Here is a 23841-nt window from a genome sequence, read left to right on the forward strand (position 1 = left end):
GTCAGGCGTCGGCCGGTCGCAGCGCCTTCGCGACGACCGCGCCGATACGGGCGACGGGCTCGGGTTCGGTCATCTCGTAGTGGCCGCAGGGCACCCGGTGGTCGTGGAGGGTGCCGTCGACGTACGGGCGCCAGGCATCGGCCTTGCCGGGCATGACCGCGAGGTCCCCGGAGCCGCCCGCCTCCTCCTGGGCGCTGAAGAACAGCACGTCCCCCTGGAAGACGCCGGGCGCGAACTGCGGGGCGATGCGCAGGTTGTTGCGCATGACCTCGGCGATGGCGGCCGCCTCGGCACGCGTGACGGGGGCGCTCGCGGCGTCGGCCGTGACCGCCGCGTCGATGCGGTCCAGTACGGCGTCGACCTCCGGCAGCTCCGCGCCCGGTTCGACGGGCAGCCCGGCCACCCGCATCAGGAGCGCCGCCACCTGCCGTTCGGCCGCGTCGGGGGCGTAGGCGGCGCCGTGCGGCTGGGGCGCGTCGAGCATGGCGAGCAGTTCCACCCGCTCGCCGCTCTCCTGCAACGCGCAGGCCATCGCGTGCGCCACGAAGCCGCCGTAGGACCAGCCGAGCAGCCGGTACGGGCCCTGCGGCTGCACCTCGCGCACGAGGCCGACGTAGTGGGCGACCATGGCGGCGGCGTCCGGCGCGGGCGGCCGGGTGCCGTCGAGCCCCGCGGCCTGGATGCCGTACACGGGCTGGTCGCCGCCGAGGTGGGGCAGGAGGCCGGTGTAGCGCCAGGAGACGCCCGCGCCCGGGTGGACGCAGAACAGCGGCGTGGCGCTCCCCTCCGTCCGCAGCGGCAGGAGCGGGCCCAGTGCGGCGGCCCCCTGCTCGCCTCCTTCCGTACCGGTCTCGTCGGCCGCCGCGAGGACGCCCGCCACCGTGGGCGCGGCCAGCAGGGTCGCGGCGGGGATGTCGAGGACCCCGGCGCGGCGCAGGTGGCCCGCGAGGAGCACGGCGCGCATCGAGTCGCCGCCGAGGTCGAAGAAGTTGTCGTGCACGCCGATGCCGCCGATGCCGAGGGTCTCCTCCCACAGCCGGGTCACGGCCTGTTCGCGCTCGGTGCGCGGCGGCACGTGCTCGGTCGTCAGGCGGGGGCGCGGGGCGAGGCCCGTGGCCGGTCCGGTCGCGGCGGGGGCGTCCGTCTCGTCGGATCCCGTACGGGCGCCGGGGGCGTCGATCCAGTGGTGGTGCCGTTCGAAGGCGTACCCGGGCAGCGGTACGCGCGTGGGCTCGCCCGGCACGTCGGGGAGCGCGGCGTCCACGCCCGCGCTCCACAGGCGGCCGAGCGCCTCGGTGAGGACGAAGCCGTCCGGGGCGTCGGCCTTGGCGTGCCGCATGGTGGTGACGGTGGCCGGTGTGTGATCGGCGAGTTGCGCTGCGGCGAGCTTGGTCATGGTGTCGCCGGGGCCGATCTCCACCAGGACGGGGGCCATGCGCTCCCACAGGGACGTGACGCCGTCGGTGAACCGGACGGTGTTGCGGGTGTGGTCGAGCCAGTGCCGTACGGAGGTGGCCTGTTCGTCGGTGACCCAGGTCCCGGTGACGTTGGTGACGTACGGGATGCGCGGCGGGCGCAGGGTGACGGTGCGCAGGTGGCTCTCGAACGTCTCCAGGACCGGGTCCAGGACGTGCGAGTGCGCGGCGGCGGGGATGCGCAGCCGGCGGAACGGCAGCTCCCTGCGCGTGAGTTCGGCCTCGAAGCGCGTGACCGCGTCGGCGTGTCCGGCGACGGTGCACGCGGCGGGCCCGTTCACGGCGGCCAGGGACAGGTCGTCGCCGAGGAGCGGCAGCACGTCCTCCGCCGGGGCCGCGACGCCGACCGTCGCGCCGCCCGCCGAGGCGATGAGCCGGATCCGCTCGGTGATGAGGGGCAGCATGGCGTCGAGGTCCATGACCCCGGCGAGGCAGGCGGCGGTGTACTCGCCGAGGGAGTGCCCGATGAGGGCGTCCGGGCGCACCCCTTCCTCCATGAGCGTGCGGGCGAGCGCGTACTCGGTCGCCACGAGACCGGCGAACAGGGCGGTGCTGTCGGGCTCGGGGTCGTCGAACAGGGTGGTGCGCAGATCGCCGCCGAGGACGGGCCGCAGGATGCCCGCGCACTCGTCGATGATGTCGCGGTAGACGGCGTGGTCGCGGTAGAGCTCCGCCCCCATGCCGGGGTACTGGGTGCCGCCGCCGGGCAGCAGGAAGGCCACGCGGGCGGGTTCGTCGGTCAGGGGTGGTGTGGCGGGGGCGGCGGTGCGCAGGGCGGCCAGCGCCTCGTCGCGGGAGGCGGCGGTCACGGTGAGGCGGTGGCGCAGCGCGGGCCGGTCCGTGCGCAGGGAGTGCGCCACGTCGTCCAGGCGCAGGTCCGGGCGGTGTTCGAGGTGGCGGGCGAGGGCGTCGGCCTGGCCGCGCAGGGCGCCCGCCGTGCGCGCGGACAGCGGGAGGACCAGGCGGCGGCCGTCCTCGGCCGGGCGGGTCCTGGCGGGCGTGACGGGCGGCGCCTCCTCCAGGATGACGTGGGCGTTGGTGCCGCCGATGCCGAAGGCGCTGACGGCGGCCCGGCGGGGGTGGCCGTCCGCCCGCCACTCCTCCAGGGCGGTGGGCACCCGGAACGGTCCGGCGGCGAAGTCGATCAGCGGGTTGGGCTGCTCGAAGTGCACGTTCGGCGGGATCTGCCGGTGTTCCAGGGCGAGTACGGCCTTGATGAGCCCGGCGATCCCGGCGGCGGCCCCGAGGTGGCCGATGTTGGTCTTCACCGAGCCGAGTGCGCAGAACCCGGTGCGGTCCGTGGTCTGCCGGAACGCCTCGGTCAGCGCGGACACCTCGATGGGGTCGCCGAGCTTGGTGGCGGTGCCGTGCGCCTCGACCAGGCCGATGGTGCCCGCGTCGACCATCGCCTGCGCCTGGGCGGCGAGGATCACCTCGGTCTGCCCGGCCGAGCTGGGCGCGCTGAAGCCGACCTTGCGGCGTCCGTCGTTGTTGACGGCGCTGCCCCGGATGACGGCGCGGATGCGGTCGCCGTCGGCGACGGCGTCCTCCAGGCGCTTGAGGACGACCGCCCCGACGCCGTCGCCGGAGGAGGTGCCGGCCGCGTCGGCGGCGAAGGCGCGGCAGTGGCCGTCGGGCGAGAAGGGGCCGTCGGGCACGTGCCGGTAGCCGAGGTGCGCGGAGGGGTTGAGGGAGACGGCGGCGGCGAGCGCGGTGTCGCACCGGTAGTCGAGGAGGTCCTGGCAGGCGGTGTGCACGGCGACGAGCGCCGTGGAGCAGGCCGTTTGCAGGGAGACGCTCGGGCCGGTGAGGCCCAGCTCGTAGGAGACGCGGGTGGCGAGCGTGCCGAGGGAGTTGGCGGTGGCCGCGTGCACCAGCGCCACCGATCCTGGCTGTCCGGCGAAGCGCGGGTGGACGTGGCCCGGGTAGTAGCGGCTGTCACCGCTGCCCGCGTACACGCCGACCGTGCCGGCCGCCTCACCGGCGGCGGGGCCGAGGCAGCCCGCGTCCTCCAGGGCGTGGTAGGCCGTCTCCAGGAGCAGGCGCTGCTGCGGGTCCACGACGGCGGCCTCGGCGGGGCTGTAGCCGAAGAACCCGGAGTCGAAGCGGTCGATGCCGTCGACGACCGACGCCATGCGGACGAGGGAGGGGTCGTCGAGGTCGGCGGGGTCGCCGCCCGCCGCGAGGAACTCCTCGTCGGTGACGGGCCGCACCGACTCCCGGCCCGCCGCGAGGTTGTCCCAGAAGGCGTCCAGGTCGTCGGCGCCGGGGAAGCGTCCCGCCATGCCGATGATGGCGACGGCGGGCGTCTCCTCGTGCTCGTACTGTTCGCCCTGCTCGTCCTGCTCGTCCTGCGGGGAGGTGGTGTCACGCATTCCCTCGGTCCTTCCCGTGCCGGGCGGAGCGGCGGGCCCGGGCCGCGCGCTGCCGCTGTGCTTGTTGCTTGGCCTTCTCCAGACCGCTCGGCTCCGGGCCGGCCGGGGCGTCCCGCCGCTGCGTCGGCTCGGCGGCCGCCGGGGCGGTCCCGGCGCTCGTCAGCGTCGACAGGTGGCGGGCGAGGTCGCGCACGGTGGGGTGCGCGAACAGGTCGACGACGGGGAGTTCGCAGCCGAACTCCTTGTTGATGGCGGTCTGGGCGGCGACCAGGAGCAGGGAGTTGCCGCCGAGGTCGAAGAAGTTCTCGTCGCGGCCCACCCGGTCGCGGCTCAGGACACCGCACCACAGGCGGGCCAGGTCGCTCTCCAGGCGCCGCAGCCGCTCCCCCGTGTCCGGGTCGGCCGGCCGCGCGGAGCTGCCCGCCGAGCGCAGCACCCACGCGTCACCCAGGCCGACGGCCCGGGCGGCGTCGGCCGCCGCGCCGTACAGGGCGCCCAGGTCGGTGCCCTCCTCCAGCGCGACCCGCGCGGCCGGACGCCGTACCTGCCGGGCGGGGCCCGCGACGTGGCTGCGCACCCAGGGGGCGCCGCGGTCGGCGCCGATCAGCAGGTGCGGCTCGTCGACGGTGCGGGCCAGGTCGAAGGAGCGCAGCGCGGCGGCGGTGTCGAGGACCCGGTAGCCGCGGGCCTCGCCGAGCGCGGCGAGCCCGTACCCGCGACTCATCCCGCGTTCGTGCCACAGGCTCCAGGCGAGGCTCTGTGCGGGCAGGCCGTGGGCGCGGCGGTGCAGGGCGAGGGCGTCGAGGAAGGCGTTGGCGGCGGCGTAGGCGGCGTTCATGGCGCCACCGAAGCTGCCGTTCACGGAGGAGAAGGTGGTGAAGGCGGTGACCGGGTGGTCGGCGGCGACGCGGTGCAGCGTCCACGCGCCGTGCGCCTTCGCCTCCACGGCCCGGTGCCAGGACGCGGCGTCCAGTTCCCGCACGGGCCGCTCGTCGCGGACCCCGGCGAGGTGCAGCACCGAGGTCAGGGGCGCGCCCCACGCCTGGGCGGCCTCGTCCACCGCGGCCCGCACCTGCGCCTCGTCGGTGACGTCGGCGCACGCGTAGCGGACCTCGCCGAGGGTGCGCAGGCGGCGCAGTACCTCGATACGGTCGGCCGTGGCGCCGCCCCCGGCCAGGTGCTCCGGCCAGGCGTCCTCGGCGGGCAGCTCGGTGCGGCCGAGCAGCAGCAGGCGGGTGCCGGGCGTCTTCAGCAGATGGGCCGCGACCTCTCCGCCGACGCCGCCGAGGCCGCCGGTGACCAGGTGGAACCCGTCGGCGTCGGCGGGCGGTTCGGCGCGCGGCGGCTCGTCGGGCAGCGGGGCCAGACGGCGTACGTACCGGTGGCCGTCGCGCCACGCGACCTCGGCGTCGGGCGACGCGTCCGCCGCCTCGGCGAGGAGTACGGGGACGATCCCCTCGGCGTCGTCGGGCGCCAGGTCCACGTGCACGCCGCGCAGCCAACCGAACTCCTCCGCGAGCGATTTCAGCAGGGCCCCGGCCATGGCGTGCGCCGGGGCGGCGTCCTCCCCGGGCGCCACGGCCTGGGCGCCCGCGCTCACGTACAGCAGGTCGACGGGGCGCTGCGGTCCGGGCCGGGCGGCGAGGGCGCGGGCGAGCGCGAGGAGGGAGCCGGGGCCGGTGTCGTCCAGGGGCGAGGCCGCGCCGGTGTGCAGCCCGCCGAGGTGCACGACGGCGTCGACCGGCCGCCCGTCGGCGTCCAACTGGGCGAGGAGGGCCGTGTGTGCGGAGTCCTCGGTGAGCCGCAGCCGGTAGTGCGCCGCGTCGGTCCGCTCGTACGCCGGGCCTTCGGAGACGACGGTGCACAGTCCGCCGTCCGCCCGTACCGCCTCGGCGAACCGCCGGGCGAGGTCGTGGGCGCGCGGGTCGCCGCCCGCGAGGACGAGGGTGTGGCGCCCGGCCGCGTGCGCGCGGGGCCGGTGCCGTTCGGCGCGCTGCCACACCGGGCGCAGGAACCAGTCGGGCAGCGTGGCGGCGGTGCCCATCAGCACCTGCGCCTCGCGGACCGCCTCGTCGAAGGCGCCCGCCTCGAAGCTCTTGCGCAGCTTGGTGCGCTGGATCTTGCCGATCTCGGTCTTCGGGATGGCGTCCTCGGCGACCGGGACGAGGAAGGCGGGGCTGACGCCGATCTCGCGGGTCACCTTGCCCGCGATCTCCCGCATGGCGGCGGCCGGGTCCTGGCCCGGGGCGAGGTGGAAGAAGAGCGCGAGTTCGTCGGTGGCCGCAGAGGGGTCGGAGCGCACGGCGACAGCGGCGGTGAAGCTCCGTACGACGCTGGGCAGTTCCTCGACGCAGGACTCGATCTCGTGGCTGTAGTGGTTGACGCCGTTGACGATGATGACGTCCTTGGCGCGGCCGGTGATGTACAGCTCGCCGTCGCGCAGGAACGCCAGGTCGCCGGTGTCGAACCAGCCGTCCTCGGTGAACGCCTCGGCGTTGGCCGCCGGGTTGTCGTAGTAGCCGCTGGTGACGGAGGCGCCGCGGACCTGGAACCGGCCGGCCTCGCCCTCGGCGAGCACGGTGCCGTCCTCGCCGACGACGCGCATGGCGAAGCCCGGGTAGGGGCGGCCGCAGCTCACGAACGACTCGTCGGAGCCGTCCGGTTCGCCCGGCAGCACGGCGTCGGTCACCACCGAGCAGGTCTCGGACATGCCCCAGCCGGGGTGCATCACGTCCTGCGGCAGCCCGAAGGGCCTCAGCGTGTGCAGGAAGCGGCGGGCGGCGGAGGCGACGACGACCTCGCCCGCGTTCATGACCAGCCGCATCGGCGACAGGTCCCAGGCGCGGTCGCGGAAGCGGTCGGCCTGCTCGGCCAGGAGCCCGAAGGCGAAGTTGGGCGCCCAGGTGACGGTGGCCCTGTGCCGGTCGGCGAGGTCCATCCAGCGGGTCGGGTCCTCCAGGATCCAGGAGGTGGGCGCGTGGATCTGGCGGCAGCCCAGGTAGACGTCGCGCAGGTGGAACATCACGACGCCGGTGACGTGGTCGAGCGGGATCCAGTTGAGGGTGGTGTCGCGCTCGCCGAGGCCGTTGAGCTGCGCGGTCGCGGCGGACCGGGTCAGCACGGCGCGGTGGCTCTGGCGCACGGCCTTGGGCAGACCGGTGCTGCCGGAGGTCATCAGGAGCAGCAGCAGGTCGTCGGGGCGCGCCTCGTACCAGTCGCGGTCCTCCGGTGCCTCGCGCAGCACGTCGGCGGTCGTCAGCCGCAGGCCGGGCCACTCGTGCCGCTCCGCGAGGTCCCGCAGGTCCGCCTCGCGGCCCGGGGAGCAGACGATCCAGGGGCGGCCGAGCATCTTCCAGATGCCCTCCAGCTTGGCCAGCGCCGCCGAGGCGGTGGTGTACGAGGCAGGCACGGTCAGCGGCACGGCGACGAAGCCGCCGAGGACGCAGCCCCACAGCACGGCGAGGAAGTCCTCGCTCGCGTCGCATTGGAGGATGACCTTGTCGCCGGGGCGCAGCCCGGCCCGCCGCAGCCCGCCGAGGACGCGGGACGCCTCCGTGACCAGCGAGGTGTATGTGCGCCGGTGCTCGCTGCCGTCGGCGTGGACGTGCACGACCTCGCCGTACGGGCTCTGCGCGGCCCGCACCAGCGCCTCGGCCCAACTGGACGCGGACGGCCCGGCGAACTCCGGGCCCTCGCTCAGGGCCGGGACGCGGGCGGCGGAAGGCCCGGTCGTGACCTGTGCTTCCGTCGGCTCCTGCGGACCGGAGCGGCGCGGGGCGCCGGCGTGGCGGCGGGGCAGTTCCTCGGGGACCTCCTCCACGGTGACGTCGGCGGCGGTGACACCGGGGAGACGGGAAAGGCGCTCGCGCCAGGAGTCGGCGGCCGTGCGGTCGACGAGGGGCAGGGCGCGCAGGGCGTCGGCGTCGACGGAGCCGTCGGCGGTACGGGGCAGCACGGCGACCGCGGTGACGCGGACGGCGTCCTTCCCCTCGGCACCGAGGAGTTGTTCGACGCGCTCGGCGGCGTCCGCCCGGCCGGGCACCACGAACAGGCGCGGGGGTTCGCCGTGCGGCCCGGGCAGGGCGACCGCGTCGCGGATGCCGGGGACGGACAGCGCCGTGCGCTCCACCTCCGCCACGGCGGCACGGGCGTCGTCCGGCGCGGCGTCGGCGGTACGCGGGGTGGGCGCCGGCAGGGCGTGGACGCGGATGTCGGGGTCGGCGCAGACGGCCGTCAGGACCTCGTGCAGGGCGCGGGCGAACGCCTCGGCGGTCCCGGCCTCGTAGAGGTCGGTCGCGTACTCGACGTGCAGGTCGAGGCCGTCGGGCGCGCCCTCGTCGTCGTACCGTTCGAGGACGTCGACGAAGAGGTCGAACTTGGCGGTGCCCGTGGCGGTGGGACGCAGCGGCAGCTCCTGCCCGTCGAGGCGGAGGACGGCGCGCGCGTTGTTCTGGAGCGCCAGCATCACCTGGAAGAGCGGGTGCCGGGCCGGGTGGCGCGGCGGGTTCACCTCCTCCACCAGCCGGTCGAAGGGCAGGTCCTGGTGGTCGAGGGCGCGCAGGTCGTGTGCGCGCACCCGGTCGACGAGGTCGCGGAAGGCGGGGTCGCCCGCGGTGTCGGCGCGCAGGACCAGCGTGTTGGTGAGCAGGCCGATCACCTCGTCCAGGGCGGGTTCGGAGCGGCCCGCGACCGGGGTGCCGACGACGATGTCCTCGCCCGCGCCGCAGCGGGTGAGCAGGGCGCCGACCGCCGCGTGCAGGACCATGAACAGGCTGGCGCCCGTGCGGTCCGCGAGCCGCAGCAGTCCCTGGTGCAGTCCGGCGTCCACCGTCTCCGTGACGTGCGCGCCTTCGCCGCGCGGGGACGCCGGGCGCGGCCGGTCACCGGGCAGGGTGCACTCCTGCGGCAGGCCCGCCAGCGTCTCGCGCCAGTGGGCCGTGAGGCGTTCGAGACGCCCCGGGCCCTCCGGTTCGGGGGTGAGGAGGGCGCGCTGCCACACGGCGTGGTCCGCGTACTGCACCGGCAGCGCGTCCCACACGGGCGCCCGGCCGGCGCGACGCGCCTCGTAGGCGGTGCTCAGATCGTCGGCGAAGGGGCGCAGCGACCAGCCGTCGGCCGCGCTGTGGTGCAGGACGAGCAGCAGCGTGCGCTCAGGGCCGCTGCCGAACAGGGCCGCCGTGAGCGGGCCTTCGCGGGTCAGGTCGAAGCGGTGCCGTGACGCGGCGGCGACGTGGGCGTCGATCTCCTCGGCGGGGCAGTCCACGCACCGCAGCCCGGGCCGCAGCTCCCCCGGCGGCAGGATGCGCTGGTACGGCGCTCCGTCGTGCTCGGCGAACAGGGTCCGCAGGCTCTCGTGCCGGTCGGCGACGTCACCGAGGGCCGCCCGCAGCGCCTCCGCGTCGACGGGCGCCCGCAGCGGGACGACGAGCGGGATGTTGTAGGTGGCGGCGCCGTCGTCGAGCCGGTTCAGGAACCACATGCGTTCCTGGGCGAAGGAGAGCGGTACGCGCTCCGGCCGGACCACGTCCCCGAGGGCGGGCAGCGGACGGACCGTGTCGCCCTGGGCGGTGAGCCGTTCGGCGAGCGCGGCGGGCGTCGGCCCGTCGAACAGGGCGGTGATGGGCACCTCGGTGCCGGTCTCCGCGCGCAGCCGGGCGAGGAGCCGGGTCGCGGAGAGGGAGTCGCCGCCGAGGTCGAAGAAGTTCGCGTCGACGCCCACGGTGTCGCCGGGCAGCCGCAGCACGTCCTCGTACAGCCGGCAGATCAGCGCCTGGCGGGGTGTGGTGGGGCGGGCGCCCGCCGCGGCGGCGGTGAAGTCCGGCGCGGGCAGGGCGGCGACGTCGAGCTTGCCGTTGGCGGTCAGCGGCAGCGCGTCGACGGGGACGCAGGCCGCCGGGACCATGTGCTCGGGCAGGTGCGCCGCGGCGTGGGCGCGCAGGTCGGCGGGGTCCGGCGCGGTGTCCCCGGCCGTGACCGTGTAGGCGACGAGCTGCCGCGCGCCGTTGTCGGCGCGGCGGACGACGACGGCGGCCCGGGTGACGCCCGGATGGCGGGCGAGGACGGCCTCGATCTCGCCGGGCTCGATGCGGAAGCCGCGCAACTGCACCTGCGCGTCGGACCGTCCGAGGTATTCGAGGGTGCCGTCGGCGCGGCGGCGCGCCAGGTCGCCGGAGCGGTACATGCGGCTGCCGGGCGGCCCGAAGGGGTCGTCGAGGAACCGTTCGGCGGTGAGGTCGGGCCGGTTCAGGTAGCCGACGGCCACCCCGGGCCCGGCCACGTACATCTCGCCGGTGGCGCCCGTCGGGACCGGCCGTCCCGCCGGGTCGAGGAGGTGCACGCGCAGGTCCGCGAGCGGCGTGCCGATGACGCTGCCGCGGCGGGCGTCGTCCAGGTCGGCGCGGGTGAGACGGTGGTGGGTGACGTGCACGGTGGTCTCGGTGATGCCGTACATGTTGACCAGCTGCGGGGCGTCGAGCCCGTACCGGTCGGCCCACGGGCGCAGCCGCTCGGGCCGCAGCGCCTCCCCGCCGAAGACGACGTAGCGCAGCGCGCCGGTCTCCGCCGCCGACTCCGCGTCGGCGTCGACCAGTTGCTCGAACGCGGACGGCGTCTGGTTCAGGACGGTGACGCCCTCGCGGCGCAGCAGCCGCAGGAAGTCCCGGGGCGAGCGGCTCACGGCGTACGGCACGACGACCAGGCGGCCGCCGTGCAGCAGGGCGCCCCACATCTCCCAGACGGAGAAGTCGAAGGCGTAGGAGTGGAACAGCGTCCACACGTCGTCCGGGCCGAAGTCGAAGTGGTGCGCGGCGGCGGTGAAGAGGCGGACGACGTTCGCGTGCGGGACCGGTACGCCCTTGGGGCGTCCGGTGGAGCCGGAGGTGTGGATGATGTACGCGATGTCGGACGGCCGGCGCGGGCCGCCGCGCTCGGCGTCGGTCAGGGCGTCGGCCGCCCGGTGGGCGAGGTCCTGCCGCACCCGCGGATCGTGGAGGGAGACCGTGGGGACGTCGGCGGCGAACGGCAGCTCCGCGCGGTCGGCGTCGGTGACGAGGAGGACGGGCCGCGCGTCCTCGACCACCAGACGCAGCCGCTCGGCCGGGTGGCCGGTGTCAAGGGGCAGGTAGGCGGCGCCCGTCTTCAGGACGGCCAGCAGGGCGGGCAGCAGGCCGGGGCCCCGCCGCATCGCGAGGGCCACCACCTGCCCGGGGCCCGCGCCCCGCTCGGCCAGCAGCCGGGCGAGCCGGTTGGCCTCGGCGTCCAGCTCCGCGTAGGTGAGGCTCTCGCCGTCGCAGGTCACGGCGGTCCGCTCCGGCACCTCGGCGGCGCACCGCTCGAACAGTTCGCTGAGGGTGCCGGTGACGGGTTCGGGGGCGGCTTGCGCGGGCGTGTCCCGCGGGTGCTCGCCCGGCAGCAGCAGGTCGAGGTCGCTCAGCGCCGAGGCCGGTTCGACGGCGGTCAGCCGGCGCAGGAGCAGCAGGAACCGGTCGCGGTGGAGGGCGAGTTCGTCCTCCTCGTACAGCGCCGGGTTGGCGTCGAAGGCCAGCCACAGTCCGTCGGGCTCCGCCCCGGGCCGTACGGAGACCTGGAGGTCGTCGACGGCGCCGCCGGACAGGTGGTGCCAGGTGGCGGCGTGCCCGCCGAAGTCCAGTGTCTCCGTGAACGGGACGATGTTGAGGACCGGCCCGTACATGCGGCGGCCGGTGCCGAGCAGGCCGAGGTCGCGGCGGAGGAACTCGCCCCGGTAGCGCTGGTGCTCCCGTACCGCCTTCAGTTCGGCGGCGACGGTGCGCGCCAGCTCCGCGACGGCTGTGCCGGGGGCGGCGGGCACGCGCAGCGGCAGGACGTCGGAGGCGGTGCCCGGCGTGCGCAGCGCGGCGCTGCCGAGGCGGCTCATGGTGGCCAGGCCCAGGACCAGGTCCTCGGCGCCGGTCATCCGGTGCAGGTAGGCGAGGACGGCGGTGGCCAGCAGGTCGGTGCGGGTGACGCCGAGCCGGGCGGCGGCCGCGTTCAGCGCCCCGGCCTCGGCGGAGGACAGTTCGGCGGTGCGGCGCAGGAACGGGGCGACGGGTGCGGCCGTCCGGCGGGTGAGGCGGGCGGGCTCGGGCAGTTCTGCCAGCCGCTCGGCCCAGTGGGCGCGATCGCGCTCGTACCGGTCGGAGGCGAGGTAGGCGGCCTCGTCGGTCCGGAGCCGGTCGACCGGGGCGAAGACGGTGGGGGCCGGCTCCTCGCCCGTGGCCAGCGCGTTGTAGGTGTCGGCGAGTCGACGCCCGAGCAGCTTGTAGCTGTAGCCGTCGAGCAGGATGTGATGGGCCCTCAGGAACCAGAGGTGCCGGTCGGGCGCGAGGGTGAGCAGGGCGTGCGAGAACAGCGGCCCCTTGTCGATGTCCACGGGCGCCGCGAGGTCGGTACGGATCCACTCCCAGGCGGCGCTCCCGGGGTCGTCCGCGCCGCTGACGTCGACGCGGTGCAGGGGCCAGTCGTCCGCGTCCGGCGCGGTCACGCATCGGGGCCCGTCGTCCGTGTCGAGAAAACGCAGCGCGAATGTGTCGGCCTCGCCGACAGCGCGCCGCAGCGCTTTCTCGAACAGCTCGGCATCGATAGGACCGTGTATTTCCACGGCCTCTCCGGTGTTGTAGGCGGCGCTGTCCGGAGAAAGCCGCTGTGCGTACCAAAGACCCTCCTGGGCTCCGGTCAGCGGTCGACGATCGTCCTCGTGGAGTGACATGGCACATCCCTCACGTGACAAGCCGTGATCACACGGTCGCGGAACATCCGGCCCGGTCGGACGGGACGCACCCCACCACCGGTTCTGACGGCTCATTACGGTGATCGACCCGGCAGGTCAGGGTCAAGGCGGACCGGTCCGGAGGAACGGGAATCCAGTGATTCCCCTAAAGCGAGCGTGCCGACGGGCGGGGGGAGTCTAGGGAAATCACGCGATATACGACCGGACCATGCCGTCAGGTTGCCCGGACGACCAGGCGACATGCACTCTCATGGCGACGCCGGATTCCTGATCTCCTTTTTCCTGAACTCCTGTTCCCTGCGCATGACCTGCGGTGCCGGGGCTCGTCACCGTAGAACGGAAAACACGAACGCGGAAGACGCGGAAGACAATGGACGAGAAACATGACTGACGGCATGAATGAACGTGCGCTGTGTCCGGCCGAGACGCTGTACGTGGGCCAGCGGAGCAGAGCGGTCCTCTCCTGCACGCTGAGCGGAGAGGTCGACACGGAGATCCTGTCGGCCGCGTTCGACGCCGTCACGGCCGCGCACCCGACCCTGCGGACCCGGATCGTGCCCGCCGGCCCGGCCGGACACGCCCTGCGGCTGCTCTCGGAGGACGCGAGGCCCCGCCTGGTCACACGCACCGGCGACCTCGATGACGCCTACGCCGAGGAGTTGAACGCCCCGCTGCCGGTCGGCGGACCGCTGACCCGCGCGGTGCTGGTCAGCGCGCCGGAGGGGGACCGGCACCTGTTCGTCCTGGTGGTGGACCACACGATCACGGACGGGCACAGCAGCATCGCGCTGCACAACAGCCTGTGGGACCGCTACCGGAGCCTGTCCGAGGGAAACGCGGACGCGAACCCCGAGGACGAGGCCGAATGGCCCCGCCCGGTCAGCGAGTTGCTGCCGCACAGCGACGAGGCCGACACGGCGAAGTACCTGGAACGGCGCGTGGAGCAGGCGGCCGCACACCAGGTGGACCTGGTCGCGTACGACGTACCGCACCCGGCGCCCGCCGAAGGACACATCGAGACCCGCCGGCTGACGCTGAGTGAGGAGGAGACCACCCGGCTCCGGGAGACCGCCCGCCGGACGGGTGTCTCCGTGCACGCGCTGGTGAGCGCCGCGGTCGTCCGCGCGGCCCGCCGCCGCTTGGACGGCGACGGCGCGCGCACCCTGGGCTGCCTGTCACCGGTCGACCTGCGCTCCCGTCTGACACCGCCGCTGCCGGCGTCCGTGATGGTGGCCGCGGTCACCACCCATCTGCAGACGGCCGAGGTCTCCCCGGAGACGGAACCGGTGGAACTGGCGCGGCTTCTGCACACCCGCCTGAGGAACTTCATCGACGCCGGGGAGTACACGCAGGAGCTGAGAATCACACCGGAGATCCCCCGCCACCCGACGCTGCAACTGGCCACCGTGATCGTCACGAACATGGGCGTGGTCCCCGGCCCCCGCCTCCCCGAGGGCCTGCGGGCCACCGACGTCCGGCTGGTCCCCGCCCGCGAGAACTACTTCCCGCAGGCGGGCCGCAGCCCGGTCATGGCGTGCGTGGTCTCCTTCGAGGGCCGCCTGGCCGTCGAGTTCCCCCACTTCACGTCCTGCTTCAGCCCGTCGTTCATGCGGGCGTTCCGCGACGACGTCCGCGAGGGGCTGCTCGCGTTCACGGACACCGCGGAACCGGACCTCGTAACCGCCCATCGGCTTCCCTGAGGAGCGCTCCCGCGAATGAACACCGTCAGCGACATCCCCACCCTCCCGGCGCTGCTCAGGCGCGCGCAGGCGGGTGACGAGCGCGCGATGAACACCCTGCTCGCCGACATCGCCCCGTATGTCGCGCGCATCTGCCGCTCCATCACCCACGACGACGGGGCCGACGCCGCGCAGGAAGCGCTCCTCGCCGTCTACCGCGGCCTGGGCTCGCTGCGCGAACCGGCGGCGTTCTACGGCTGGGTGCGCTCGGTGACCGTCCGCGAGGCCGTCCGCACCGTGAAGCGGCGCGGTGCGGAGACGGCCTGCTCCGACCTGGAGGTCGGCCGGGCGACGAACTCGCTGGACGCCGTGCACATCACCGACGTCCTGGACCGCCTCTCCGACGCCCACCGCCAGGTCCTCACCCTGCGCGCGTACGGCCTCAACGAGGAGGAGATGGCCGAGACCCTCTCCCTCCCCATAGGCACGGTCCGCTCCCGCCTCCACCGCGCCCGCCGCCGCTTCCAGGAGGCTTGGCAGCCGTCGGCGGCGTGAGCGGGGCCCCGGCCTGCCACCGTCGGGGCTTTCTGTGATGGGCCGCGGTCGGTGGGGCCACCGGCGCGAGGCATGGTGAGCCGGGACCCCTCGGTAGCGTGATCACCCGTTGCATGGGTGTGCATGCGACCGACCGGCCCGCGCGAGGGCCTCCGACGAAGAATGATGAGGCGGCGATGAGTGACCGGACGAAGCCCGAGGTCAGTGTTCCGGAGGGCGACGCCCCCGCCGAGCTGACCGTCCGGGACCTGGCCGTCGGGGACGGACCCGAGGTGCGACCTGGCATGGTGGTCAAGGTCCACTACGTCGGGGTGACCTTCGAGTCCGGGCAGGAGTTCGACGCCTCCTGGGACCGGGGCGAGCCGCTCAAATTCGCCCTGGGCGGCGGCAAGGTCATCAAGGGCCTGGACCGGGGGCTGAGGGGGATGAAGGTCGGCGGCCGGCGCGAGGTCATCGTTCCCCCGCGTCTCGGCTACGGCAAGCAGTCGCCGTCACCGTTGATCCCCGCGGGTTCGACCCTGGTCTTCGTGGTGGACCTGGTGGACGTGTACTCCGGCACGTCCGGGTGGACGAACGCCTGACGCTCGTACGGAACGCCCGTTCGCACCCCGCCCCCGGGACCGGCTGATCCGCATGTGGTGGTTGCTGAGGAAGCGGAGAGACCAGCGGCCGACAGGGGACGTTTCCCGGTTCAATGGCTCAGATCCATTGCGGAGGTTCCCAGGAGGTGGACGGTGCCCGCTCTTGTGCGGATGCCCTTGGAAGGCGGCGGGGCGATCCTGCTGGAGGAAGTGGAGGACGCCCCCGAGTCGGAAGGGCCGGTCAAAGCGGGGCGGTTGGGCGACGCGGTGCGCGAACTGCCCCGGACCCTGCACGAGTCGCTGGTACCCGTACGCGAGACGGCGAGGGCGGTCCTCGACCAGTTGAGGCAGGCGGGCCCCCAGGAGGTGGAGGTGGAGTTCGGGGTGAATCTGTCGGCGAAGGCCGGCGCGGTGATCACGGCCGGGGAGGCCGCCCTCCACCTCAAGGTCCGCATGGTGTGGGAGCGCGGCGACTCCGGGCAGGACACACCGTGACGAAGCGAGGAGCGCGTCCGCACAGGGCCGGAACGGCCGCCTGATGACCTCCGGGAGGGACGCGAACAGCCTCGCCGGCGCGGCCGGACCGGCCCTCCACGAAGGCGTCTTCCAAGTCCTCGCGCCGGGCGGAGGCGTCGCCGGGGCGGGGTTCCTGACCGCGGACGGGGCAGGGTTCACCTGCGCGCACGTCGTCGAGGCCGCGGGGCAGCGCCCCGGAGGACAGGTGGAGGTGCTCTTCCCCCTCCTGCCGGACACACCGCGGGTCACGGCGGAGGTGGTCACCGGGCAGTGGCGGGCGCCGGATGCCGAGGACGTCGCCGTGCTCCGCCTCCACTCGGTGCCGCCCGGGGCCCGGAGCATGCCCGTGGGCGCGAGCGCGGGCTCCCACGGGCACCGGGTCCTGTCGTACGGATTCCCCGCCCAGGCGCCCCCGGGCGGCCGCTTCGGCTACGGCGTGGCGGGAGGTGTGGTGCCCGGGAGCGGCGCCACGGGACGGCTGCTGCAGCTGACGCAGGCCAACGACCTCACCACCGGATTCAGCGGCGGACCGGTCGTGGACGCGCTGACCGGCCTGACGATCGGCATGGTCACCTCGATCACCTCCCCCGACCGGTACCTGAAAGGGCTCGGCGTCGCCTTCGCCACCCCGGCCGAGGTGCTGCGGGACGTGCGGCCCGAGCTGGCCGAGGACACGGCATGCCCGTATCCGGGCTTGGAGCCGTTCACCGACGAGCAGGCCGACTGGTTCCACGGCCGTGGGGCCGCGGTGGAGCGCGTGCTCACGGCACTGCGGGGGAACCGACGGCTGCTGATGCTGCTCGGCCCCTCAGGGGCGGGAAAGTCCTCCCTGGTCAACGCGGGTGTGCTGCCCGCCCTCGCCAAGGGCGGCATCCCGGGCGGCGACCGCTGGCTGACCCTCCGTGCCCGCCCCGGCCAGGACCTCCTCGCCGAGCTGGCGGACTCCGGCCTCCCCGGCGCGGCGGTCGACGGCCTGACGAGCGCGGTGCGCGCCCGCCTCGACGCCGAGCCGGACCACGACCATCTGCTCCTCGTCATCGACCAGTTCGAGGAACTCCTCACCCAGTCGGGCGGCCCTTCGCGGACACCCCCCGAGGACCGGCGTCTGCGCGCCGTCGACCAGCTCGTGGAGCTGAGCGGGTCCCACGCCGCCGTCACCGTGCTCCTGGTCATGCGCAACGACTTCTACGCTCCGCTCAGCAGCTTCGCCCCCGACCTGATGACCGCCGCCCTGCCCGGGCTGTGCAACGTTCCCGAGACGCTGAACCGCCGCGACCTGCAAGAGATCATCACGCGGCCCGCCGCTGCCGTCGGTCTGCCTCTCGCACCCGGCCTCGCGGACCGGATCGTCGACGACATGCTGGAGACCGACCCGGTGACACGGCAGGCACCGGTCACACTGCTCCCGCCTCTGCAACTGACTCTGCGCCGACTGTGCTCGCGCCGCGACGGCGGCGGCCGCCTCACCCACGAGGCCTACGAGCAGTTGGGCAAGGTGACGGGCGGCCTCTCGCACCTGTGCAACCACGCCCTCGACCAGCTGCCCCCGGAACAGCGGCCCACCGCCCGACGGATCCTCACCGCCCTCGTGCGGCCCGCCGACGAGGCCGGCGGCATCCCCGCCACCCGTCGGCGCGTCCCCCTCACCCGCTTGCGCGCCCTGGCCGCCGACCCCGTCACCGGCACCGGCACCGGCACCGGTGACGCCTTCGACGACGCCGTCGCGGCGCTCACCCACTACCGCATCATCACCACCGACGGCGCCGCCACACCCGTCGGCGAGCCCCCTGGCGAACCGGCGGCGGAACTCATCCATGACGCGCTGATCCGCGGCTGGGCCGACCTGCGTGACTGGGTCGCCGAGGACCGGCAGTTCCACGTCTGGCTGCAGCGCGCCACCGACCAGCAGGCCAGCCGCGCGCGGAGCGGGCACCCCGGGGACCTCCTGAACGGCTCCCTCCTCGCGGAGGGAGAGGAATGGGCGGAGCAGCGCCCGCTCCCGGAGGACATCACCGCGCTCCTCGAGACCAGTCGGCAGCATCAGCGCTCACAGTTGCGCCGCACCAAACGCCTCAACGTCTTCCTCGCCACGGCACTGACCCTCGCCCTGATCGCCGCCGGCATCGCCTTCCAGCAGCGGCAGACCGTCGTCGGTCAGCGCGACCGCGCGGCCTCCGCCCAGGTGGCGGGCGTCGCCGAGTCGCTTCGCCGCACCGACCCCCGGCTCGCCCGACGACTGGCGGTGGCCTCCGCCCGCCTCGGCGACACACCCGAGTCGCGGGCCGCACTGTTCACCCTGAGCAATCAGCAGGAGAACGAGGTCCTCAGGCTTCCCGGCTTCGTCGTCTCGACCTCCGCCCTCGACGGGACCGGGCACACCCTCATCGCCGCCGGCGGCACCCGAGTAGGCATCTGGAACGTCGACACCCGCCGGCAGACCGGCCACTACGACGCCCGGTCCACAGTTCGCTACGTCACGCTGTCCGACGACGGCAGAACGGCCGCCGTGAGCACCGAGGACGGCAGGACCCGCCTCCTCGACGCCACCGACGCACGTCCCCTCGGCACGCACACCTACCCCAGCGGCCGGGACGTGCATCTGCCGAGAGTGGCGCTCAGCCCGCACGGCACCTATCTGCGGACCGAGGGGCTCGACGCCGACGCGAAGCCCACCATGACGATCTGGGACACCCGCACGGCCAAGAAGATCATCACCATGCCAGGCATGGCAGGGGGAGCCTTCCCTGTCTGGAACACCTCGTTCTCACCGGACGAACGCATACTCTCCCTGCCCCGCCCCGACGGCAAAGGGCAGCCGTTCACCTGGTACGACACCCGAACGATGGAGAAGGTCCCCGTTCCGGACCTCAAGCTGAGCAGCACAGAGATCCCCGGCCCGGTCGTCTTCAGCCCGGACGGCAAACTCGCCGCCCTGCCCGGGAAGAGCGGGAGGGTCCACGTGTACTACCGCAAGGAGGGTTACTGGGCTTCGGAGTTCACCAGGGGTGACGACCCCTCTCTGTATCCCCTCCGCTTCAGCCAGGACAGCCAGTACCTCGCACAGGGCGGTGTCGTCTGGAGAACGGCTCTACTGGGTCAGACGACGCCCCTCATGCACTACTCGACCACCGAGAGCGAGTGCTTCAGCGACTCGGGGCTGGTGTTCAACGCCGACGCTTCCGAACTGCGGTGCGTCGGCATCGACGGCGCCGTCCGTTCACTCGACACCACCAGAGTCACCAAGGCGCCGAAGGGAACGGGCGCCTTCTACACAGTGAGCGCCGTCAGCGACGACCGGCGCACCCTCGCGCTCCTGAACAGCAGCGACATGGAGATCTGGTCCTTGCCGACCCGCACGAAACGAGCCACACTCCCCAGTCCGGGCCCGGCAGTCGGCAACCCCACCCTCAGCGCCGACGGACGGCTCCTGGCCGTCCAGAGCGGCGTCGCCGAAGTCGAGATCTGGGACCTGCGCACAAAGAACAAGCTCGGCACTTTCCGCACTCCGCTGGATGAGAAACAGCGCAGCGGGGCGCTGCAGGATGTCGCCTTCTCACCCGACAACCGGTCGTTCGCGGCCCAGGCGGTGATGCCCGACGGGACCAACGCGCTCAGGTTCTGGGACCTGACCACCAGGCACCGGATCCGGGACGTCCGCGCCAAGCTCGGCTACGACGGCAACGGCGCGGCCGTCTTCTTCGACCCCAGCGGCACATCCGTGATCGCCGCGCCCAACTTCGGGCGGGTCGCGTTCCCCTCCGGCCGCATCCTCACCAAGGGCGCCGGGAACCTGCAGATGAACGCCATCAGCGACGACGGCTCCACGGTCTACTCCTATCCGCAGGGCTACCAGCCCTACCTCAGAACCCTGGACGCCCGAACCCTGCTGCCCGCAGGAGAGGACCTGCGCACCGGGGCGGTGTCCAGCGACTCCGACCGCACCATCGCCGTCTCGCCCGACGGACGCCTCTTCGCCACGCTCCAGCAAGAGGCGGGCGAGCAGGCGCAGATGACCGTGTGGGACAGCCGCGGCCACAACAGACTCGGCCCTCCGCTCACGGTCACCATGGACCCCTTCGCCTCGGTCGTCGCGGTCACTTTCGCACCCGACGGTTCGACACTGACGAGCGTGGACAAGCACGGCAGGTTTCTCACACACACCGTGTCGCCCGCGACATTGCTCCAGGACCTCTGCGCCAGAAGCGGCTCCCTCACCGAGCAGGAATGGGAGGCCCACATCGCCGACGTCCCCTACCGCGAGACCTGCTGATCCACAGAGCGGGACCCTGCGCCTCGCTTCCGCCCGTGCCGTCCGCGCGACGCCCCTCGTTGACAGCAAGTTCACAAAGTGGTCATATTTTCTCCACTCGAACAAGGGGACGCCTCGCGCTTCACCGACGCGAGCAGCCGTCCCGTCCGGGTCGGCATCACCATGCATGCCAGGGGAGGGGCGCGCGTGGCGCCTTCCGGGCGGTACGCGTCCGCACACGTATGAAGATCGCTTTTCTCATCCACAACGCCTACGGCATCGGCGGCACCATCCGCGCCACCGCCAACCTCGCGAGCGCGCTCGCCGGGCGCGGCCACGAGGTCGAGATCGTCTCGGTCATCCGCGGCGTGGACACCCCGCACCTGCCGGTCAGCGCGAAGGTACGGCTGCGCCCGCTGATCGACATCCGCAAGGACTCCGACACCCGGGAGACCGACCACCCCCTCCACCAGCAGCCCAGCGCCCTGCTGCCGGAGCCGGAGGGGTCGCTGAAGGTCTTCACCCGCCTCGCCGACCTGCGCGTCGAGCAGTACCTGACCGCCACCGACGCGGACATCGTCATCGCCACCCGCCCCGGATTCCTCGTCTACTTGGCGCAGTTCGCCCCGGACGCCGGTTTCCTGCGGATCGGGCAGGAGCACATGACGTACTCCTCCCACGAGCCCGCCGTACGTGAGGCGATGGACGCCGCGATCCCGCGGCTGGACGCCTACCTCACCGTCACCGCGCAGGACGCCGCCACCCACAACGAACTGCTGCCGAAGACGCCGCGCGTGCTGCGTTGCCTGCCCAACGTCGTCCCCGTGCCGAGGACCGAACCCTCCGACGGGCAGTCCCGGCTCATCGTCGCCGCGGGCCGCCTCCACGAGGACAAACGGTTCGACGTCCTCATCCGCGCCTTCTCCCACCTCGCCGACGAACGCCCCGAGTGGAACCTGCGCGTCTACGGCCGCGGCCCGGACCGCGCCCGGCTGCGTACCCTCATCGACGACCTCGGCCTGAGCGACCGCGCCTTCCTCATGGGCCCGCACTCCCCCATCGAGACCGAGTGGGCCAAGGCCGCCATCGCCGTGTCCGCCTCCAAGGCCGAGTCCTTCGGCCTGACCCTGGTCGAGGCCATGCACTGCGGCGTCCCCGTCATCTCCACCGACTGCCCCATCGGCCCACGCGAGATCATCACCGACGGCACCGACGGCCTGCTCATACCCGTCGACGACGAAGCCGCCCTGCACACCGCGCTGGCCAAGCTCATCGACGACCCCGCCCGCCGCCGCGCCCTCGGCACCGCCGCCCGCGCCACCGCCCAGACCTACGCGCCCAAGGCCGTCTCCGCCCAGTTCGAGGACGTCATACGCGAACTGCGCCCCGGCCTGCTGCCCGCACCGGCGCCCGCGCCCAAGGCCCCCGCCGCCCGCGCCGTCATCAAACCCACCCCGACCGCCGTCCGGCGCCTGCGCCGCACCGCCGCCGCGCTGGTCCGCCCCCTGCGCCGCACCGCGACAGCCGTGAAACCGGCCGCCAAGCCGACCCCGGTCCAGGCGGCCCCAACACCGCTCAAGGCACTGCGCCCCAAGGCCACCTGCCGCGCCACCGCCGACGGCTCCCTCCTGATCAGCCTGGCCCGCGGCGGCGTCACGGGCCGGGAGCTGACCCTGACCGCCCGGCTGCGCGGCACCGACGGCACCGGCCCCGGCGAACGCCTCACCCTCCCCCTCACCCCGCCCCCCTCCGGCAAGGGCCCCCTCACCGCCACCCTCGCCCGCGCCGAGCACCAACTCGCCGAAGGGCGCTGGGACTTCCACGTCGAACGTGCCGACGACGGCAAACGCGCCCGCCTCGCCGTCACCCTCGTCGAACAGGCCCGCCTCCTCACCCTCCCCCTCCTCACCGCACCCCACGGCGTCTCCGCCTGGATCCCCTACACCACCACCGGCGGCGCCCTGACCCTGCGCACCTGGCTGCGCCGCGCCCACGCCGAACTCACCCAGGTCCGCGTCGGCGACGACCACCTCACCCTCGCCGCCACCCTCCACGGCGACGCCCGCACCCCCACCCTGCTCACCCTCACCGCCCCCGACGCACCGACGGCCGTCCACGACATACCCGTCATCGCCAGCGACCACCGCCACTTCGCCTGCACCATCCCCTACCGCGACCTGCTCACCCGCCACGTTGGCTCCCCCACCACCTGGCACATCACCGTCACCACCGACACCGGGCCCATCCCCCTCGGCCGCCTCACCGGCGACAACGTCGACCGCAAACGCACCGACACCCACCCCGCCCGCACCCTCACCCACGCCACGCACGGCCCCCTGTCGCTCCAACCCCGCTTCGACCCCTCCAACGACCTCACCCTCCACCTCAAGGGGGCGGTCACGGCGTAGGCCGTGTCTCCTGGAGCAGCCCGCGCGCCTCGTGATCGACTTCCCTTGCCCCGACGACGCCACCCGCCTAAAGTGAATGCGCTTTCATAGGCTCAGGCCCCTGCCGGGCCGCAACGGACTCAGGGGATCCCACCCAGTGAGCTCAGCTCCCACGGTGTACGACGTCGCCGAACGCTCCGGCGTCTCCATCGCCACCGTGTCCCGCGTCTACCGCACCCCCGACACGGTCCGCGCACAGACCCGCGAGCGGGTCCTCGCGGCCGCCCGGGAACTCGGCTACGTGCCCAGCGGCAACGCCCGCGGCCTCGCCAGCCGCTCCACCGGCGTGCTCGGCCTGTGCCTGCCCGACTACTCCGACCCGGACATCGAGTCGGAGGCGGAGCACGGCGCGGGCGACGAGGCCGAGGACGACGCCGCGATGCTCTACGCCGATCAGATCATCCGCGGCATGGAACGGGCCGCACGCCGCCACGGCTACGCGCTGCTGATCGCGGCCTCGTCCAAGGGCGGCCCGGAGAGCCAGGTGGCGAAGGTGGCGGGTCGCGTCGACGGGTTCGCCGTGATGGCCCGCACCGTGCCGACGGAGGACCTGGAGGTCATCGCGCAGCGCCAGCCGGTGGTCATGCTGGCCGGGCCCCGCGAGTCCGACGACCTCGACCACATGGACCACGTGGAGGTCGCCAACGCCGACGGCCAGCGCGACCTCACCCGCCATCTCATCGAGGACCACGGACTGCGCCGGCTCACCTACGTCGGCGCCGCCGAGGACTCACCGGACGTACGGGCCCGTTTCCGCGGGTACGTGGAGGCGTGTCGCGCCGCCGGAATCCCCGCGCCCGACGAACCCGATGTCAGCGTCGGCATGATGACGCAGGCCGAGGGCGCCCGCGCCGCCGACGCCCTGCTCGACCGGCCCGGCGAACGGCCGCAGGCCGTGCTGTTCGCCAACGACCAACTGGCGGTCGGCGCCCTGCACGCCTTCGAGCGCCGGGGCGTACGGGCGCCGGAGGACATCGCGGTCACCGGCTTCGACGGCATCGCGCTCGGCCGCCTGGTACGGCCCGCGCTCACCACCGTGCACCAGCCGATGCGGCAGATGGGCGAGGAGGCGGTGGAGCTGCTCGTACGCCGTCTGACCGGGCACCGGGGCGCCAGGCCGGTCTCGAAGGTGCTGCCGGTGTCGGTCGTCCGCCGGGCCAGTTGCGGATGTGCGGGGCACGTGAACTAGGCAACGCAGGCACCCCACCGGGGCTGCGT

At 73.8% G+C, this 23841-nt stretch carries 9 protein-coding genes; 7 read left to right on the plus strand and 2 right to left on the minus strand.

Annotation, left to right across the window (positions count from 1 at the left end; all coding sequences use genetic code 11):
- Window position 1: 1 nt before the first annotated feature.
- Window positions 2–3850, minus strand: coding sequence for a beta-ketoacyl synthase N-terminal-like domain-containing protein (locus ABZ877_RS20580; RefSeq protein WP_361073126.1), 3849 nt, complete (start codon window positions 3848–3850; stop codon window positions 2–4).
- Window positions 3843–12575 carry an amino acid adenylation domain-containing protein gene (locus ABZ877_RS20585; protein ID WP_361073130.1) on the minus strand — a complete coding sequence of 2911 codons (8733 nt, stop codon included), beginning with the start codon at window positions 12573–12575 and terminating at the stop codon, window positions 3843–3845. Before ABZ877_RS20585 ends, ABZ877_RS20580 begins: the two co-directional genes overlap by 8 nt.
- 404 nt (window positions 12576–12979) lie before the next feature.
- Here ABZ877_RS20585 and ABZ877_RS20590 point away from each other — a divergent pair, with 404 nt between their 5' ends.
- From ABZ877_RS20590 to ABZ877_RS20620, 7 genes are all read left to right on the plus strand, one after another.
- The gene (locus ABZ877_RS20590; RefSeq protein ID WP_361073133.1) at window positions 12980–14296 is read left to right on the plus strand and encodes a condensation domain-containing protein; all 1317 of its coding nucleotides are present in this window, start codon (window positions 12980–12982) and stop codon (window positions 14294–14296) included.
- 15 nt (window positions 14297–14311) lie between these two features.
- Window positions 14312–14830 carry an RNA polymerase sigma factor gene (locus ABZ877_RS20595; protein ID WP_361073136.1) on the plus strand — a complete coding sequence of 173 codons (519 nt, stop codon included), beginning with the start codon at window positions 14312–14314 and terminating at the stop codon, window positions 14828–14830.
- Between the two features lie 176 nt (window positions 14831–15006).
- On the plus strand, window positions 15007–15411 hold the full coding sequence (locus ABZ877_RS20600) for an FKBP-type peptidyl-prolyl cis-trans isomerase (protein WP_361073139.1): 405 nt from the start codon (window positions 15007–15009) through the stop codon (window positions 15409–15411).
- 153 nt (window positions 15412–15564) lie between these two features.
- Window positions 15565–15906 (plus strand): CU044_2847 family protein, encoded by a 342-nt coding sequence (locus ABZ877_RS20605; protein WP_361073142.1) that lies wholly within the window; start codon window positions 15565–15567, stop codon window positions 15904–15906.
- 43 nt (window positions 15907–15949) lie between these two features.
- The gene (locus ABZ877_RS20610; RefSeq protein WP_361073144.1) at window positions 15950–20197 is read left to right on the plus strand and encodes a trypsin-like peptidase domain-containing protein; all 4248 of its coding nucleotides are present in this window, start codon (window positions 15950–15952) and stop codon (window positions 20195–20197) included.
- 221 nt (window positions 20198–20418) lie between these two features.
- Window positions 20419–22584 carry a glycosyltransferase family 4 protein gene (locus ABZ877_RS20615; RefSeq protein WP_361073147.1) on the plus strand — a complete coding sequence of 722 codons (2166 nt, stop codon included), beginning with the start codon at window positions 20419–20421 and terminating at the stop codon, window positions 22582–22584.
- 136 nt (window positions 22585–22720) lie between these two features.
- Complete coding sequence (locus ABZ877_RS20620; RefSeq protein ID WP_361073150.1) at window positions 22721–23812, plus strand: LacI family DNA-binding transcriptional regulator; 1092 nt, start codon at window positions 22721–22723, stop codon at window positions 23810–23812.
- The last annotated feature ends 29 nt before the right edge of the window (window positions 23813–23841 follow it).

The organism is Streptomyces sp. NPDC046939, from assembly GCF_040644575.1.
Taxonomy (GTDB): domain Bacteria; phylum Actinomycetota; class Actinomycetes; order Streptomycetales; family Streptomycetaceae; genus Streptomyces.

Bases quoted from the DNA above. Each gene is read 5' to 3' on its own strand.
- ABZ877_RS20580 (WP_361073126.1), bottom strand. From the start codon at position 3,850: ATGCGTGACACCACCTCCCCGCAGGACGAGCAGGACGAGCAGGGCGAA.
- ABZ877_RS20585 (WP_361073130.1), bottom strand. From the start codon at position 12,575: ATGTCACTCCACGAGGACGATCGTCGACCGCTGACCGGAGCCCAGGAG.
- ABZ877_RS20590 (WP_361073133.1), top strand. From the start codon at position 12,980: ATGACTGACGGCATGAATGAACGTGCGCTGTGTCCGGCCGAGACGCTG.
- ABZ877_RS20595 (WP_361073136.1), top strand. From the start codon at position 14,312: ATGAACACCGTCAGCGACATCCCCACCCTCCCGGCGCTGCTCAGGCGC.
- ABZ877_RS20600 (WP_361073139.1), top strand. From the start codon at position 15,007: ATGAGTGACCGGACGAAGCCCGAGGTCAGTGTTCCGGAGGGCGACGCC.
- ABZ877_RS20610 (WP_361073144.1), top strand. From the start codon at position 15,950: ATGACCTCCGGGAGGGACGCGAACAGCCTCGCCGGCGCGGCCGGACCG.
- ABZ877_RS20615 (WP_361073147.1), top strand. From the start codon at position 20,419: ATGAAGATCGCTTTTCTCATCCACAACGCCTACGGCATCGGCGGCACC.